This is a genomic window from Nonomuraea longispora (assembly GCF_004348345.1).
Lineage (GTDB): Bacteria > Actinomycetota > Actinomycetes > Streptosporangiales > Streptosporangiaceae > Nonomuraea > Nonomuraea longispora.
Genome location: NZ_SMJZ01000004.1, coordinates 91100 through 105603, shown reverse-complemented (window position 1 = coordinate 105603; position 14504 = coordinate 91100). Strand labels below are relative to the sequence as shown.

Annotated in this window: 18 protein-coding genes; 5 read left to right on the top strand and 13 right to left on the bottom strand. The window is 70.5% G+C overall.

The window, feature by feature from the left end; genetic code table 11:
- Window positions 1–296 precede the first annotated feature (296 nt).
- From rpmF to rpmG, 5 genes are read right to left on the bottom strand one after another with little or no spacing between them, the layout of a single operon-like run.
- Window positions 297–464 carry a 50S ribosomal protein L32 gene (rpmF, locus tag E1267_RS02390; protein WP_132329160.1) on the bottom strand — a complete coding sequence of 56 codons (168 nt, stop codon included), beginning with the start codon at window positions 462–464 and terminating at the stop codon, window positions 297–299.
- A gap of 2 nt (window positions 465–466) precedes the next feature.
- Window positions 467–766: a 30S ribosomal protein S14 gene (rpsN, locus tag E1267_RS02385; protein WP_132329158.1), complete on the bottom strand. Its 300-nt coding sequence runs from the start codon at window positions 764–766 to the stop codon at window positions 467–469.
- Entirely contained in the window at window positions 766–1002 is a 237-nt protein-coding gene (rpmB, locus tag E1267_RS02380) for a 50S ribosomal protein L28 (RefSeq protein WP_132329156.1), read from the bottom strand. The genes rpsN and rpmB overlap by 1 nt, the downstream gene beginning before the upstream one ends.
- A complete protein-coding gene (locus E1267_RS02375; RefSeq protein WP_132329154.1) occupies window positions 1002–1247 on the bottom strand; it encodes a type B 50S ribosomal protein L31 in 246 nt (81 codons plus the stop codon). Before E1267_RS02375 ends, rpmB begins: the two co-directional genes overlap by 1 nt.
- Complete coding sequence (gene rpmG / locus E1267_RS02370; RefSeq protein WP_132329152.1) at window positions 1244–1408, bottom strand: 50S ribosomal protein L33; 165 nt, start codon at window positions 1406–1408, stop codon at window positions 1244–1246. Before rpmG ends, E1267_RS02375 begins: the two co-directional genes overlap by 4 nt.
- 75 nt (window positions 1409–1483) lie before the next feature.
- Here rpmG and E1267_RS02365 point away from each other — a divergent pair, with 75 nt between their 5' ends.
- The 3 genes from E1267_RS02365 (at window position 1484) to E1267_RS02355 (ending at window position 4024) form a co-directional block, all read left to right on the top strand.
- Window positions 1484–2605 carry a CobW family GTP-binding protein gene (locus tag E1267_RS02365; RefSeq protein ID WP_132329150.1) on the top strand — a complete coding sequence of 374 codons (1122 nt, stop codon included), beginning with the start codon at window positions 1484–1486 and terminating at the stop codon, window positions 2603–2605.
- On the top strand, window positions 2602–2829 hold the full coding sequence (gene rpsR / locus E1267_RS02360; RefSeq protein WP_132329148.1) for a 30S ribosomal protein S18: 228 nt from the start codon (window positions 2602–2604) through the stop codon (window positions 2827–2829). The genes E1267_RS02365 and rpsR overlap by 4 nt, the downstream gene beginning before the upstream one ends.
- Window positions 2830–3439: 610 nt before the next feature.
- Complete coding sequence (locus E1267_RS02355) at window positions 3440–4024, top strand: MarR family winged helix-turn-helix transcriptional regulator (protein ID WP_132329146.1); 585 nt, start codon at window positions 3440–3442, stop codon at window positions 4022–4024.
- Here the strand turns inward: E1267_RS02355 and E1267_RS02350 are convergent, their stop codons facing one another.
- From E1267_RS02350 to E1267_RS02315, 8 genes are read right to left on the bottom strand one after another with little or no spacing between them, the layout of a single operon-like run.
- A complete protein-coding gene (locus E1267_RS02350) occupies window positions 4025–4738 on the bottom strand; it encodes a gamma-glutamyl-gamma-aminobutyrate hydrolase family protein (protein WP_246063355.1) in 714 nt (237 codons plus the stop codon). It lies immediately after the preceding gene.
- Window positions 4735–6207, bottom strand: coding sequence for an aldehyde dehydrogenase (locus E1267_RS02345; RefSeq protein ID WP_132329144.1), 1473 nt, complete (start codon window positions 6205–6207; stop codon window positions 4735–4737). The genes E1267_RS02350 and E1267_RS02345 overlap by 4 nt, the downstream gene beginning before the upstream one ends.
- Window positions 6208–6243: 36 nt before the next feature.
- The gene (locus E1267_RS02340) at window positions 6244–7092 is read right to left on the bottom strand and encodes a fumarylacetoacetate hydrolase family protein (protein ID WP_132329142.1); all 849 of its coding nucleotides are present in this window, start codon (window positions 7090–7092) and stop codon (window positions 6244–6246) included.
- Window positions 7085–7996 carry a 3,4-dihydroxyphenylacetate 2,3-dioxygenase gene (locus E1267_RS02335; RefSeq protein ID WP_132329140.1) on the bottom strand — a complete coding sequence of 304 codons (912 nt, stop codon included), beginning with the start codon at window positions 7994–7996 and terminating at the stop codon, window positions 7085–7087. Before E1267_RS02335 ends, E1267_RS02340 begins: the two co-directional genes overlap by 8 nt.
- Window positions 7989–9455: an aldehyde dehydrogenase gene (locus E1267_RS02330; protein ID WP_132329138.1), complete on the bottom strand. Its 1467-nt coding sequence runs from the start codon at window positions 9453–9455 to the stop codon at window positions 7989–7991. Before E1267_RS02330 ends, E1267_RS02335 begins: the two co-directional genes overlap by 8 nt.
- On the bottom strand, window positions 9452–10261 hold the full coding sequence (locus tag E1267_RS02325; RefSeq protein ID WP_132329136.1) for an acetoacetate decarboxylase family protein: 810 nt from the start codon (window positions 10259–10261) through the stop codon (window positions 9452–9454). Before E1267_RS02325 ends, E1267_RS02330 begins: the two co-directional genes overlap by 4 nt.
- A gap of 14 nt (window positions 10262–10275) precedes the next feature.
- Window positions 10276–11472 (bottom strand): NAD(P)/FAD-dependent oxidoreductase, encoded by a 1197-nt coding sequence (locus E1267_RS02320; protein WP_132329134.1) that lies wholly within the window; start codon window positions 11470–11472, stop codon window positions 10276–10278.
- A 1-nt stretch (window position 11473) separates the two neighbouring features.
- Window positions 11474–11662, bottom strand: a complete 189-nt coding sequence (locus tag E1267_RS02315; protein WP_132329132.1) for a ferredoxin — start codon at window positions 11660–11662, stop codon at window positions 11474–11476.
- Window positions 11663–11852: 190 nt separating this feature from the next.
- Here E1267_RS02315 and E1267_RS02310 point away from each other — a divergent pair, with 190 nt between their 5' ends.
- Both E1267_RS02310 and E1267_RS02305 read left to right on the top strand, forming a co-directional pair.
- Window positions 11853–13205, top strand: a complete 1353-nt coding sequence (locus E1267_RS02310; RefSeq protein ID WP_132329130.1) for a glutamine synthetase family protein — start codon at window positions 11853–11855, stop codon at window positions 13203–13205.
- A 17-nt stretch (window positions 13206–13222) separates the two neighbouring features.
- Window positions 13223–14485 carry a cytochrome P450 gene (locus E1267_RS02305; protein ID WP_132329128.1) on the top strand — a complete coding sequence of 421 codons (1263 nt, stop codon included), beginning with the start codon at window positions 13223–13225 and terminating at the stop codon, window positions 14483–14485.
- Window positions 14486–14504 lie beyond the last annotated feature (19 nt).

The window sequence follows — 14504 nt, the reverse complement described above, 5'->3', positions numbered from 1 at the left end:
CCCGCGTCCTGGACGCCGAGTCGAAGACTCTGCCCTACCCCGAAGAGGCCTCCCGCCGGATCTGGGAAGGCCACTCCCCCGCCCCCTTCGATCTCTCGTAATTGTCCGGGTCGGCTCCTACGACTGCGACGCCGCCACTCACGATCGTGCCGCGACGATCCTGGCCCGCCGCGGCGGACGGGCTTGGTTCACGACCGTGGGCGACTCCCAGCCGACTCCCGCAAACCCTGGTTCAGCACGCTGCTTGCCACCGGGTCACCGGACGGCCCGGCGGGCCGTCCGGTGACCCGGTGGCCTCAGTCGATGGTGATCAGTCCGCGCTGGTAGGCGCGGATGAGACGGCGCGGGACGAGCAGTTCCCTGCCGTTGACGGTGATCGGGACGAGGTCGGGGGCGGCGGCTTTCCACTGGCTGCGGCGGTGCCGGGTGTTGCTGCGCGAGGTCTTGCGCTTGGGTACGGCCATGGCTACCAGCTCGCCTTCGTGATGCCGGGCAGTTCGCCGCGGTGCGCCATCTCGCGGAAGCGCACGCGGGAGAGCCCGAACCTGGTCAGATGACCGCGGGGCCGGCCGTCGACGGAGTCGCGGTTGCGGATGCGGGTGGCGCTGGCGTCGCGCGGCTGGCGGGCCAGCTGGCGCGCGGCGTCCGCACGCTCCTGGGATGTGCCGGTGCGGATGATCTCCTTCAGCTCGGCGCGCCGTTCGGCGTAGCGGGCGACGACGGCCTTGCGTCGCTCGTTGGCGGCGATCTTGCTTTTCTTGGCCATCAGATCTTCTCTCCCCTGGCGCGGATGCGCGCGACGGCCGCCTCGACACCGATCTTGTCGACCGTCTTGATCGCGCGGGCGCTGAGCGTGAGCCGGACGAAGCGGTCCTCGCTGGGCAGCCAGTAGCGGCGCTGCTGGATGTTGGGGTTCCAGCGGCGCCGGGTGCGGCGGTGGGAGTGGGAGACGTTGTTGCCGAAGACCGGCTTGACGCCGGTGAGCTGGCAGTGCGCGGACATCAGGTCCTTCCGTAACGCTGGTTGAACCGCTCGACCCGGCCGGCGGTGTCGAGGACGCGGTTGCGGCCGGTGTAGAACGGGTGGCTCGCCGACGACACGTCGACGTCCACCACCGGGTACGTCTTTCCGTCGGTCCACTCGATCGTCTTGTCGCTGCTGATCGTCGAACGGGTGAGGAAAGCGAAGCCCGCGCCGGGATCGCGGAAGACCACCGGGCGGTAGTCGGGGTGGATGCCCTTCTTCATCGCTCCTCCCTGAACAGCACGTGCTGGCGGATCCTGGGGTCGTACTTGCGCAGGGCGAGCCGGTGCGGGTGGTTGCGCCGGTTCTTCGTCGTCACGTAGGTGTAGCCGGTGCCGGCCGTGGACTTGAGTTTGATCACGGGGCGCACCTCATTTCTGGCCAAAGCGGCTCCTAATCGGTCGTGCGATACTGTGCCAGGATAACGATAATGGTTTTCGTTTCGCCAACTGGAGGCTCGGTGCCAATCCCTGTCGTCCTCGTCGCAGGCCTGCATGACGCGGCTCGCACCGCCACCGTCGACGAACTGCTGGCCCGGCATCCGGGCTCCGTCGCCATCCACCACGACCTCGGCGACATCACCCATGGGCGCGTTCGGCGCACCGTCCGCGACGCCGGCCGCGTCCTGGACACGGCCGACGTCCACCTCGCCCACGGCTGCGTCACCTGCACCGTCCGCGAGGATCTGCTCCCCCAGCTCGTCCTGCTGGCACCCACCGCGACCCTGCTGATCGTGGACCTGTGGGACACGGTCGAGCCGCGCTCGGTGGCCGAGGCCATCGACTGCGACGAAGCCCGCGAGACCCTGCTGCTCACCGCCGTGCTCACCGCCCTGGACGCCGAGGCCATGCCCGACGACATCACGCGCGGCGAACCTCTCGGTGAGGTCGGCAAACCCGCGGCCGCGGGCGACCAGCGCTACCTGGCCGAGGTCCTGGCCCGCCAGCTCGAGTACGCCACCGGCCTGGTGCTGCACGGCGGGGACGAGGACGACCACGAGCTGTCGCGGCGGGTGCTCACCCACCTCGCCCCGCTCACCCCGGTGCACGGCGTGGCGGCCCTGCCGATGGTCACCGGCCCGGCCCTGTGCACGGCCGAGCTGGCCGAACGTGTGGATCCCAGCACCGCCCGGCTCCCCGCCGACGCCCGGACGGAGGAGATCGTCACGACGGTCTGGCGCAACCGCCGTCCGCTGCATCCCGGCCGCTTCTTCGAGGCCGTGGACGAGCTGGTCACCGAGTCCGTACGCTCACGCGGCCGGTTCTGGCTGGCCACCCGGCCCGGGCGGTTGCTCGCGTGGGACGCCGTCGCCGGGATCGTCTCGGTCGAGGACGCCGGACCGTGGCTGGCCGCCCTGCCCGAAGCCGCCTGGGACCTCGTCTCCCCAGCCCGCCGCGCGGCGGCTGCCCTCGAGTGGGATCCCGAGCACGGTGACCGTGTCCAGCACCTGGTCTTCACCGGCCCCGACCTCGACGTCGAGCGCCTGCACGGCCTGCTCGACTCCTGCTTGCTGGCCGAGGGCGAACGCCTAGGCCACGACGACCCGTTCGCCCTCATCCTCGACCTCAAGGAGATCGCGTGAAGCCCCGCCGCGCCCCGCGCAAGAAGCCCGACCCGCTGCTCAACGTAGACCGCATCGACTACAAAGACACCGCGCTGCTGCGCAAGTTCATCTCCGACCGCGGCAAGATCCGCAGCCGCCGCGTCACCGGCGTCACCGTCCAGCAACAGCGCCGCATCGCCCAGGCCATCAAGACCGCCCGCGAGATGGCCCTGCTCCCCTACGCCTCCCGGCCCAGCGCATGACCGGGCCGCCACGGACATCTCCACGACCTGACGGCCACCGCCGTCTCGGAGAAGGGCTCCTCCGTGCGAAAATCGTTGATCCCGCTGCTCATCGCCGTCTTGGTGGTGTTCTCGGCACAACGACTACTGACCCCGGTCCTGGCGCCACTCGCCCGCGAGCTGACGCTGACGGAGACCCAGTTGGGCCTGGTCATCACCGTCGCCGCCACGGAGGCCGAACGCACCCGCGCCACCGACCTGGTCGGCGCGGCGCAAGGCGTCTCCATGGTCCTGGGCCCCGCCGGAGGCGGCGCGCGGGCCGCAGTGTCGCTGATGCTTCCCCTCTACCTCGCCCCGGTCCTGTCCCTCGGCCTCGTCGCCGACCGCCTCCACCTCGGACCGATGAGATCGGCCCTGCCATCCCCATCATCACCGCGCTTGGCGCCGTCACGACCGCGCTCGTCCTGGCGTGGATGTCACCCGCCGCCCCGCGCATCCAAGCCGCCACGGTGGCGGCGTCGCCGGGCACCCCGGCAGAGTCATAGGAGGAATGATGACCGAACGGCGGGGGCCTGCACCTATACTTTGAGCCCGAACGGTTTTTCGGTTCCTGGCGTAGGGAGGGCCGCACGTGCCCGGGCAACGGTCCATCACCGAGGCGGAGAAGCTGGTCGAGGCGAAGCTCGGCGGCACGCCGGTCAGCCACGAGCGCATGGCGGTGGTGGCCAACATCTACCGAGCCGCCGCGGCGGTCCGTCAGCACCTGGAGAACGCGGTCCTGAGAAGCAGCGACCTCACGTGGACCGCGTTCGTGGTGCTGTGGGTGATCTGGATCTGGGGCGAGTCGGAGAGCCGGCATGTGGCCGAGGAGGCCGGCATCTCTAAGGGCACCTTGACCGGTGTGATCCGCACGCTGGAATTGCGTGGGCTGGTCCGGCGCTCCGAACATCCCTCCGACGGCAGGCTGCTGCTCCTCAGCCTCACCGGCGAGGGTGAGGAGCTCATGAGGCGAGTGTTTCCCGACTTCAACGCGGAGGAGTCGTTCGTCACGTCCCGCCTCGACGACGACGCCTGCCGCGCCCTGGCGACCGGACTGCGCCAGGTCGTCCTGCAGGTGGAGGAGAACGGCGAGGAGCGCCGGCTGGCGTTACTGGACGGCGCCAAGCCCGCCCCCCGCCGCAGCGGACGCCGCCGGCAGGCCACACGGGAGGGCTGATCAGGGGCGGGCCGCGCGGACGAAGGCGTCGAAGATCGCTTGCTGGGTGTTCGCCTCGCGGGCGTTGTCCTCTGGATGCCACTGCACGGCGACGAGCCAGGAGGCCAGGGCGGGCCCTTCGATTGCCTCGATTGTCCCGTCGGCGGCCTCCGCCGTGACGACCAGCCCTTGTCCCATCTTCGACACCCGCTGGTGGTGGTAGCAGGACACGCTCGCCTTCTGCGCTCCCGTCGTCCGCTCCAGGAGCGATCCGGGCAGCACGGCGACGGGGTGCACCACGTGGCGATGATCCAGGCCGATGCCGCCCATGTCCTGCTCCAGAGTGCCGCCGAGCACAGTGTTGAGGACGTGCAGCCCGCGGCAGACGGCCAGCAGCGGCAGCCCTGCGGCCAGGACCTGGCGAGCCACCTCCAGGTCGAAACCGTCCTGCTCGTCGTCCACGTCGTAGACGCTCCGGTGGGCTGTGCCCGCGCCGTAACGGTGGGGGGCGATGTCGCCGCCTCCGGGCAGCAGGACGGCGTCGAAGCGGGCCAGGCGGCCGGCGACCTCGTCCGGGTCGGCGACGCCGCCGGGGGCGTGCGGATGCAGCGAGACGGGCTCGCCTCCCGCTCTCCACACGGCCTCGACCAGCGCGCGGGCGTTCACCTCCGCGTGGTGGCGCAGCGCCGACGCCGAGGCGGAGAAGCGGGCGGGCATGGCGATCAGCGGTCTCACAGCTGGATCCACGTGGTCTTGAGCTCGGTGTACTTCTCCAGGGCATGGGCAGATTTGTCCCGGCCGCTGCCGGACTGCTTCATACCGCCGAACGGCACGGTCAGGTCGCCTTCCTCGTAACAGTTCACCCAGACCGTCCCTGCGCGCAGGGCGCGGGAGACCTGATGGGCGGTGGACAGGTCGCCCGTCCACAGTCCGGCGGCCAGGCCGTACTCGGTGGCATTGGCGAGCGTGACGGCCTCGTCCAGGTCATCGAAGGTGAGCACGGACAGCACAGGCCCGAAGATCTCCTCGCGGGCCAGCCGCATGCCGAGAACGACGTGATCGAACACGGTGGGTTCCAGGTAGCTGCCGGTCTGCCGACGCGCTCCACCCGTCAGCAGCCTGGCTCCCTCCTCGATGCCGGACTTGACGTGGCCGAGCACCCGTCCGAGGTGGGCCTCACCGACCAGCGGTCCCATCTCGGTCGCGGGATCCAGGGGGTCGCCCACGCGCAGCTCGCGCGCCCGGGTGACGAGGGCCTCGGTCACGCGGTCGGCGATGGAGGAGTGGACGAGCAGGCGGGAGGGCGCCGTGCACATCTCGCCCTGGTTGAAGAAGATGCCCCAGGCGGCGGTGGCCGCGGCCCGGTCCAGGTCGGGGGCATCAGGCAGGATGATGTTCGGGGATTTGCCGCCGAGCTCCAGCCAGACCCGTTTGAGATTGGAGTCGGCGGAGTAGCGCATGAAGTGACGGCCGACGGCCGTGGAGCCGGTGAACGCGAGCACGTCCACGTCGGGGTGCAGGCCGAGTGCCCGTCCGGCGGCCGGGCCGCCTGCGGCGACGACGTTTAACACGCCGGGCGGCAGGCCGGCCTGGGTGGCCAGCAGCCCGAGCGTCAGCGCCGAGAGCGGCGAACACTCCGACGGTTTGAGCACGACCGTGCAACCGGCCGCCAGGGCTGGGGCGACCTTCCACGAGGCGATGGTGAGTGGAAAGTTCCACGGCACGACAGCGCCCACCACGCCTGCGGGCTCTCGGGTGACGAGTGCGAGGGCGTCGGGAGCTGTGTGCGGGGACTCATCGGTGAGCTTGTCTGCGAGCTGGCCGTACCAGCGGAAGGTGGAGATGGCGGCGCGCAGCTCGATGCCGTAGGCGTCCTTGATGGGTTTGCCCATCTCCAGGCTGATGGTCAGCGCCAGGTCCGCACGCCGCTCCTCGATCAGGTCGGCGAGCCTGAGCAGCGCGCGGCCACGTTCCGCGGGCGCCAGACGCGGCCACGGCCCGTGGTCGAAGGCGCGGCGCGCGGCCGCGACGGCGGCGTCGACCTCGGCCTGCCCGGCGTCGGCGACCTCCGTCAGTACCTGCCCGTCGCGGGGCGAGACGACCTTGAAGGTCGTGCCCCCACCGGGCTCGTCGCCACCGTCGATGTGGTGCTGGGCAGGCAGGGCCAACCGCTCGGCGCGGGCGACCCAGTCCTCGGAGATCATTTCATTGCCCTTCCTGCTCCGTGGGGATGAGAGGGATCAGCCGCGCCGGGGAGAGCGGATGCCGCGGAACTCCCAGTCACCGCCGAGGGCGGTGGAGAGGACCTCCTCCGACTCGGTGGGCTGGGCGCCGAGGTCGGTACGGATCGCGGCCGGGCCGCTGACGACGCGGTTGGCGAGCCGTCCCAGTCCTTCGACCTCGACCTCGACCAGGTCACCCGGTCGCACGGGGCGGGAGTTGGCGGGAGTGCCGGACAGCAGCACGTCTCCCGGATAGAGGGTGATGGTGCGGGCGATGTCGGCGACGAGGTAGTGCATGTCCCACTCCATCTCGTCGGTGGAGCCGTCCTGGGCCAGAGTGCCGTTGACGTAGGTGCGCAGGTACTTGCCGCGGAAGTCCCATCCGGTGACCACGCCGGGGCCGAGCGGGCACAAGGTGTCGGAACCCTTGACCCGCAGCATGGACCCCGCGTCGGTGTCACGGAAATCGTGCAGGCCGAAGTCGTTGGCCACGGTGTATCCGGCGATGTACTCCCCCGCTTCCGTCGGGAGGACGTTGCGGCAGGTGCGGCCGATGACGATCGCCACCTCGCCCTCGTAGTTGAGCCACTTACAGCCCTCGGGACGCACGACCTCGCCCCGGTGGGCGTTGAGCGAGGACGTGGGCTTGTGGAAGTACGTCGGCGTGGCCGAAAGCTTGATCTGGAACTCCTCGACCCGGCTGCGGTGGTTGAGGTGCACCGCGATGATCTTCGTGGGGGTGACCGGCGGCAGATGGACCGCGTCGTCGGCCCTGACGCGCCGGCCGTCGCCAGCGAGGAGTTCGTCACCCTCGCGCACGGTCTCGACGACGGCGCCGTTGAGGAGGACGCGGCGGTGTTCAGGCATGGTCGTTCTCCTGTCGAGGCGCGGTCCAGCCGCGCGATGGACGGTCGAACCAGAGGTGGGCCTGGCCGGTGCCGATGGAGTTCTCGTACTCGCCGTACTGGCGGGCGGGCGCCGTGCACGCCTGCTCGCCGAGGGCGCCGATCATCATGAGGTAGTGGAAGAAGCGGGCCTCGGGCTTGTACGTCCAGAACTCGGGCATGGTCTCCAGCACCCGGTCGTGACGGCCCTGCTGGAACCAGGCGATGCGCTCCAGGTCGGCCGCCCGAGCCTCGGGGGTGAAGATGTGGCGCGGGTCGCCGGCCTCGTGGTCGCGCAGCTCGCGTAGCGGCCAGAAGGTGTGGGACAACGCGCCGGAGGCGATGAGCAGCACCTTGCGGCCAGGCGTGGCCGCGATGCCGTCGGCCAGAGCTCGGCCCAGGCGAAGGTGGTCCTCCATGTCGCCGGTCTGGCACACACCGATCGTCACCCACCGCTTGTCCGGCAGTCCCTCTCCGAGGAATTTCCACAAGTTGATGGTGGCGTAGTAGATCGGCAGATACTGGTCGTCGATCGGGGTGATCCAGGTGCCGTGCTTGTCGGCGAAGGCGGCCACGTTGTGGGCCAGTTCGGGGTCGCCGGGGAAGTCGTAGGACATGCGGCACATGCCGCGCGGCAGTTCCTCCGAGGTGAACAGCCCGGCGCGGCGCTGCTGCGCGGTGACCACGAACTCCACGGTGGTGGCCCAGTGCGAGTCGAGCACGACGACGGTGTCGTAGTCGAGGGTCTCGAAAACTTCCCTGCGCAGCTCGCGCAGCCCGGTGACGAGGGTGATCTCCTTGCCCTCGTTCAGCTCCAGGCGCGTCTGCTCGGGGAGGACGATGGTGGGGACGTGCGCGAGCAGGCCCGCCCCGACGATCTCACCCATGGTTCCATCCCTCCGGTGCGGTCACGGTGTTCTTCAGGTCGCAGTAGAAGTCGAAGCTCCAGTCGCCGCCCTCGCGGCCGACGCCGGACTCCCGGGAGCCGCCGAAGGGCGCCCGCAGATCGCGAACGAAGAAGCAGTTGATCCAGACCGTGCCGGCGACCAGGCGTTCGCTCACCCGCCGGGCACGGTCGCGGTCGCCGGTGGCGAGGGTGGCGGCCAGCCCGAACCGGGTGTCGTTGGCCAGCCTGACGGCCTCCTCCTCGGTGTCGAAGGTCTGCAGGGTCAGCACCGGGCCGAAGACCTCCTCCTGGACGATCTCGCTGTCCTGCGCCACGTCGGTGAGCAGCGTCGGCCGGTAGTAGAGGCCGCCGAGGTCGGTGTTGGGGCCGCCGCCGACGACGGCGCGCGCTCCGGCGGCCACCGCCCGTCGCACGAACCCGTCGATCTTCTCGATCTGCCGGGTATGGATGTTGGGGCCGATGTCGGTGACCTCGGCACGCGGGTCGCCCTGCCGCAGCTTGGCCGCCTTGGCGACGAGGCGTCGGGTGAATTCCTCTGCGATGGAGGTTTCCACGAGCAGCCGCGTCGCGGCCAGACAGACCTGACCGGCGTTGTCGTACTGCTCCACCGCCAGGTCCACGGCCAGATCGAGGTCGGCATCGGCGAATACCAGGAGCGGCGACTTGCCGCCCAGCTCGAAGCTGGCCGGGATGAGATTGCCGGCGGCGGATCGCGCGATGTTCTTGGCCGTCGGAACGGAGCCGGTGAAGCTGATCCGGCGCACGCCGGGATGGGCCACCAGCGCGGCGCCCACCTCCGCGCCGTACCCCTGCACGACGTTGAGGACGCCGGCGGGCAGCCCGGCCACGGCCGCGATGTCGGCCAGCAGCGAGGCGGTGAGCGGCGACCACTCGGACGGCTTGAGGACCACCGTGTTGCCCGCGGCGAGCGCGGGGGCGACCTTCCAGGTGGCCAGCATGAGCGGCGCGTTCCAGGGGGTGATCAGGACGCACGGCCCTGCGGGGTCCCAGGAGACGTGGTTGCTGTGACCACGGGTGGCGAAGTCCTCGTGCCCGATGTCTTCCAGCCGGTCGGCGAAGAAGCGGAGGTTGTGCGCCACTCGCGGCATCACGCCGCGGCGGTGGGAGCGCAGCAGCGCGCCGTTGTCGGTGGTCTCGACGATCGCCAGCTCCTCCAGGCGCTTCTCCACGCCCTCGGCGATCCCGCGGAGCAGGCGCGCCCGCTCGGCAGCCGGCGTGGCCGCCCAGCCGGGGAACGCCGCCTGGGCCGCGGCGACGGCCGCCTCGGCCTCCGTCCGCTCGCCACGGGCGACCTCGGCGAGGGTACGGCCATCGATGGGCGACTCATCGGTGAAGGTCGTGGCGGAGGCGACGCGGGCGCCGCCGATCCAGTGCCGGGTGTCGACGGGCACCCCGGCCACGGTCGCGACATGGCTCATGACTCGTCCTTCGCGATCTGCGGGGCCGGATCGAGGAGTCTGCCGCCGTCCCAGACGACGCCGACCTGGCGGTAGTAGGCGGCGATGGGCTCGCGGATCTCCAGCCTGGCCAGTTCCTCGGTGGGGGCCTCGAACAGCTCCAACTCGGCGTCAGCGCGCCAGGGTGTGCCACCTTCGAAGGCGGCGGCTCCCGACTCGATCAACTCGTCGAGGGCGAGCCCGCCGTCCTTCCCGATGGCGGGCAACCTGCGGTGGTGCGCCATCGGGTGGCCGTTGACAAAGCCGTTGTGCTGCGTCGGCTCGCGCAGCGTCACGACGGCGTGGGCCAGCCTGCGATCGGCGGCGGCGAGCGTCGCGCCGAACCGCGCGCCCGCCTCGATCCGCGGCGCGGGACCGTACGGGTGGGGCCGCGTCAGGTGGATGGAGCCGAGCTTCTTGGGATAGCCCTGATGGACGCCGCGCGCGACGGCGAAGTCCTTGTCCACCCAGATGTAGACGCAGCGTGAGTACGTGCGCCCCAGGTAGGAGCAGCGCACGACCGCGAACGCCTCCTTGTACTGGGCACGTACCGGGTCGAGCAGTTCTTCGCCGGAGGCCGCGCAGGACTGCCAGTCCGCCCAGATGAGCGCGACGGCGCCTGGGTCCTCGGGGGCGAGCTCCAGCGGCTCGGGCAGCAGCTCACGGACCCGGGCCGGGTCGGTCCGGTATTCGACGGTGAGCATGTCGCCGGAGTAGTGCCACGGCGGTGCGGGGATCAGCGAGGACCGGCCGGTGGCCGTCCGCGGGTACCAGAACCCTGTAGTCATAGCGGTGCGATTCCTTAGGCGGTGAAAGCCGGCTGCTTGAGCAGGGCGGATCGGTGGCGGGCGGCCGCGGCGGTGACGGCGGGGCCGCCCAGGGCGACGACCCCGACCAGCCGCCCGCCGCGGTGGTAGCCGACGACGAAGTCACCGGCCGCCTCGCCCTCCAGCACGCGGACGTCGTCGAGACCGAGTGCGGGGGCGCCGAAGCACTGCAGGCGGAAGTCGTGGTGGTCACTCCAGAAACTGGGCAGCGGCGCGAACGGCTCGGGATCGGGCTCGGTGCCGGCGAGGTGCGCGGCCAACGTTCTGGCGGCCCGCTTGGCGCTGTCGCCTGCAATCGACCAGTGCTCGACCCGGCGCGGGACACCGTCGTAGCGAGCGTTGGGGAACCGGGCCACGTCACCGACCGCCACCAGATACGGCAGGCCGCCCGCCCGCAGCAGCCCGTCGGTGCGCACGCCGTCGTCGAGGTCCAGCCCGTTGCCCGCAAGCCAGTCGGTGTTGGGCACAGATCCCACCGCTTCGACCACCACGTCGGCGTTCAGCCGGCGCCCGTCGGCCAGGACGACGCCGCGGTCGTCGAAGGCGGTCACGGCGGTACCGAGGGCGAAGCGCACGCCATGCCACTCGTGCCTGCGCAGCAGTTCGCGCGCCGTCAGCTCGCCCAAGGGGCGCAGCATGGGCAGCGGCTCGGGGTCGACCACGGTCACCTCGGCGGCGCCGAGCGCGACGGCCGTGGCGGCGACCTCGCACCCGATGAACCCCGCGCCGGCCACGACGACCCGCACACCCGGGCGGGTCAGCTCGGCGCGCAGGACCCGGGCGTCGGCCAGGGTGCGCAGCGTGCGGCGGCGGGCGGCAAGGCCGGGGCAGCGCAGTCGCCGCGGTCGTACGCCGGTCGCGACGACCAGGCCGTCGAAGGTGAGCTCCGAGCCGTCGGCCAGTCCGACAACGCGCCGGCCGACATCGGCGGAGACCACCGCCGTGCCGAGAACCCACTTCACGTCGGCGACGCTGGCCCGCGGCCGGAACGCCAGCGAGTCGAAGGACTGCCTGCCTGCCAGCACCTCCTTGGACAGGGGCGGCCGGTTGTAGGGCATCCGCGGCTCCTCTCCAACCACCGTGATCAGACCGGTATAGCCGGCCGCGCGCAGCTGCTCGGCGGCGCGCAGGCCCCCCATCGAGGCTCCGGCCACGATCACATTCCGCGACACGTCAGTCCTCAAGGGTGATGGCCTGCAGTGGGCAGACGTCGGCGGCGTCCTCGACATCGGCGCGCAGTGACTCGTCCGGGCCGGAGACGTACGCCAGGCGCCCGGCTTCGTCGAGCCGGAAGACGTCAGGAGCGGCGAAAACGCACTGCCCGTGGTCCTGGCACTTGTTCGTGTCGACGACGACCTTCATGGGCCACACCTCCTAACTCGTTTGGATCCAAACAACATAGATAGACGCCCACGCCAGGTCAAGAGGCGTGAGTGCGGAAAATGGTGCGGTCGACCCCTTGCGGGGCGGGCTGCCCCACCATATCGTTTGACTTCAAACGAAGCTAGAGGCCATCTTGCCGTGCCTCCACCGCCCGCCCGAGGGGACGCCGATGAGCGAAACGATTCCCGTCCACGAACACCTGGCACGGCTGACCGCCGGGGACATCGACGTGGTCCGGGTGGTCTACCCCGACCTCATCGGCACCGATCGCGCCCGGGACGTCCTGGTGGATCAGCTGAGCGGAGCCTGCGAGCACGGTCTGGCCTTCTGCCGCGCCGTCTACCACACCAGCCCCCAGGGAGATGTGGTCCCGGTCGAGGGCGGCCTGGACCGGGGGCTGCCCGACATCTCGGTCCGGCCGGACCTGAGCACGCTCAGGCCACTGCCCTGGGAGCCGGGCGTCGCCTGGTGTCTTGGCGAGGTCGTCGATCCGTCCGACGGAGGCCTGGTTCCCGAATCGCCGCGCGACCTGCTGCGGGCCGTGCTCAACCGGTACACCGAACAGGGACTCGTCCCCGTGGTCGGCCCCGAGCTGGAGTACTTCCTGTGCGAACCCAGCCCCACCGCGCCGAACGGCTGGCGGCGCTACGCCGAAACCCCCGGCAACGTCTACACGGCGGGACGGCGCGGCGACCCCGACGCGCACCTCCTGCGCACGCTGCGCCACCTGCGCGATCTCGGCCTGGGCGTGAGCATGGGCAACCACGAGTTCAGCAGCGGCCAGTTCGAGATCAACCTCGTGCACTCCAGCGCCCTGGACGCCGCCGACCGGACCTTCCTGTTCAAGGCGGCGGTCAAGGAACTGGCCCGCGCCGAAGGACGCATGGCCACCTTCATGGCCAAGCCGTTCAACGACGAAGGCGGCTCCGGCTTCCATCTCCACCTGTCCTGCACCGCCGGCGAGGACGGCCCGAACATCTTCGACGACCCCTCCGCGCCGCACGGGCTGTCGACCACCGCCCGCCACGCCATCGCGGGTGTCCTGGCGCACGCCTCGGCACTGGCGGCGCTGGCCAACCCGACCATCAACTCCTACAAGCGCTTCGGCCCCGACACCCTGGCGCCCTGGCTGATCGACTGGGGCCTGGACAACCGCAGCGCCATGCTGCGCATCCCACCCGAACGCGGCCCCGGCACCCGCTTCGAACTCCGGCTCGGCGACCCCAGCGCCAACCCGTACCTGCTGCTGGCCGGCACCCTCGCCGCCGCGCTGCTGGGCATACGCGATGGGCAGGAGCCACCGGCCCCGCTGGAGGGCTATGGCTACGACACCTCCCGCGCCGCGATCCTGCCGATGACACTCGCCGACGCGCTGGACGCCTTCGAGACCGACGGCGAGCTGATCGACCTGCTCGGCAAGGGCTTCGCCGCCTCCTACCTCGCCTACAAACGCAACGAGCTCGAGCGCTTCCATCGGCACGTCACCGACTGGGAGTTCACCGAATACGCCTTCCACCTGTGACGCCGAGGAGAACCGACATGATCCCCGACCCCCTGCCCCTGGACGAGGTCGATCTCGCCGATCCCGGCAGGTTCACCGACGGCGTGACACCGTGGCGCATGTTCCGCACCCTGCACCTGGAAGACCCCGTGCGCTGGCAGCCGGAGCCCGCGCCCAACGCCGGATTCTGGGCCCTCACCCGGCATGAGGACATCGCTCGCGTCGACCGCGATCCCGAGACGTTCACCTCCACCAAGTTCGTCAACCTGGAAGAGGTCGACGACGACCAGATCAAGCGCCGCGCCTCCATCCTGGAGCTCGACGGCGTGCGCCACCGCGCCCTGCGCGGGCTGCTGCAGCGCCAGTTCGGCGCCTCCGTCATCGGCGAGTACGCCGACTTCCTGCGCGGCCTGACCGCCACCACCCTGGACGCCGCCTTCGCCAAGGGCTCCTTCGACTTCGTCGCCGAGGTCTCCGCGGACTTCCCCATCAACGTGCTGGCCCGCCTGCTCGACGTGCCCGAGGACGACACCAAGCAGCTCATCGACTGGGGAAACCGCATCATCGGCAACACCGACCCCGACTACGCCGATGTGCTGCTGGGCAGCGAGGAGAGCGAGCAGTACAAACATCTGCCCTTCCGCTCCCCCGCCACCCTCGAGGTCTTCGAGTACGGCCGGGCCCTGGCCGGCCGGCGCCGCGACGGCGCCGGCACCGACCTGGTCTCCAGGCTCGTCAACGAGACCCCACGCGACGGCATCCCCCTGTCGGACCAGGACTTCGACAACTACTTCCTCCTGCTCGTGGTCGCCGGCAACGAGACCACCCGGCACGCCATCACGCACACCATGCTGGCTCTGATCGAGAACCCTGATCAGCTCGACCTGCTGCGCTGCGACCCCTCGCTGATCCCCGGCGCGGTCGAGGAGTTCCTGCGCTGGGCCTCGCCGGTCTATCACTTCCGCCGTACGGCCACCCGGGACGTGGAACTCGGCGGCAAGCGGATCAAGGAGGGCGACAAGGTCGTGATGTGGTTCGCCGCGGGCAACCGGGACGAGGGCGCCTTCGTGGATCCGTATCGCTTCGACGTCACCCGTACCAAGAACGACCACCTCACCTTCGGCAAGGGCAGCCCGCACCTGTGCCTGGGAAATCTGCTGGCCCGCACCGAGATCCGCATCATGTTCGAGGAGCTCATCCCCCGCCTCGCCGACATCCGCCTCGCCGGCGAGGTGCCGCGCGTCCGCTCCAACTTCGTCAACGGCATCAAGCGACTCCCCGTGGACGTCACCCTGGCCTGACCGATCGGCATCACGACCG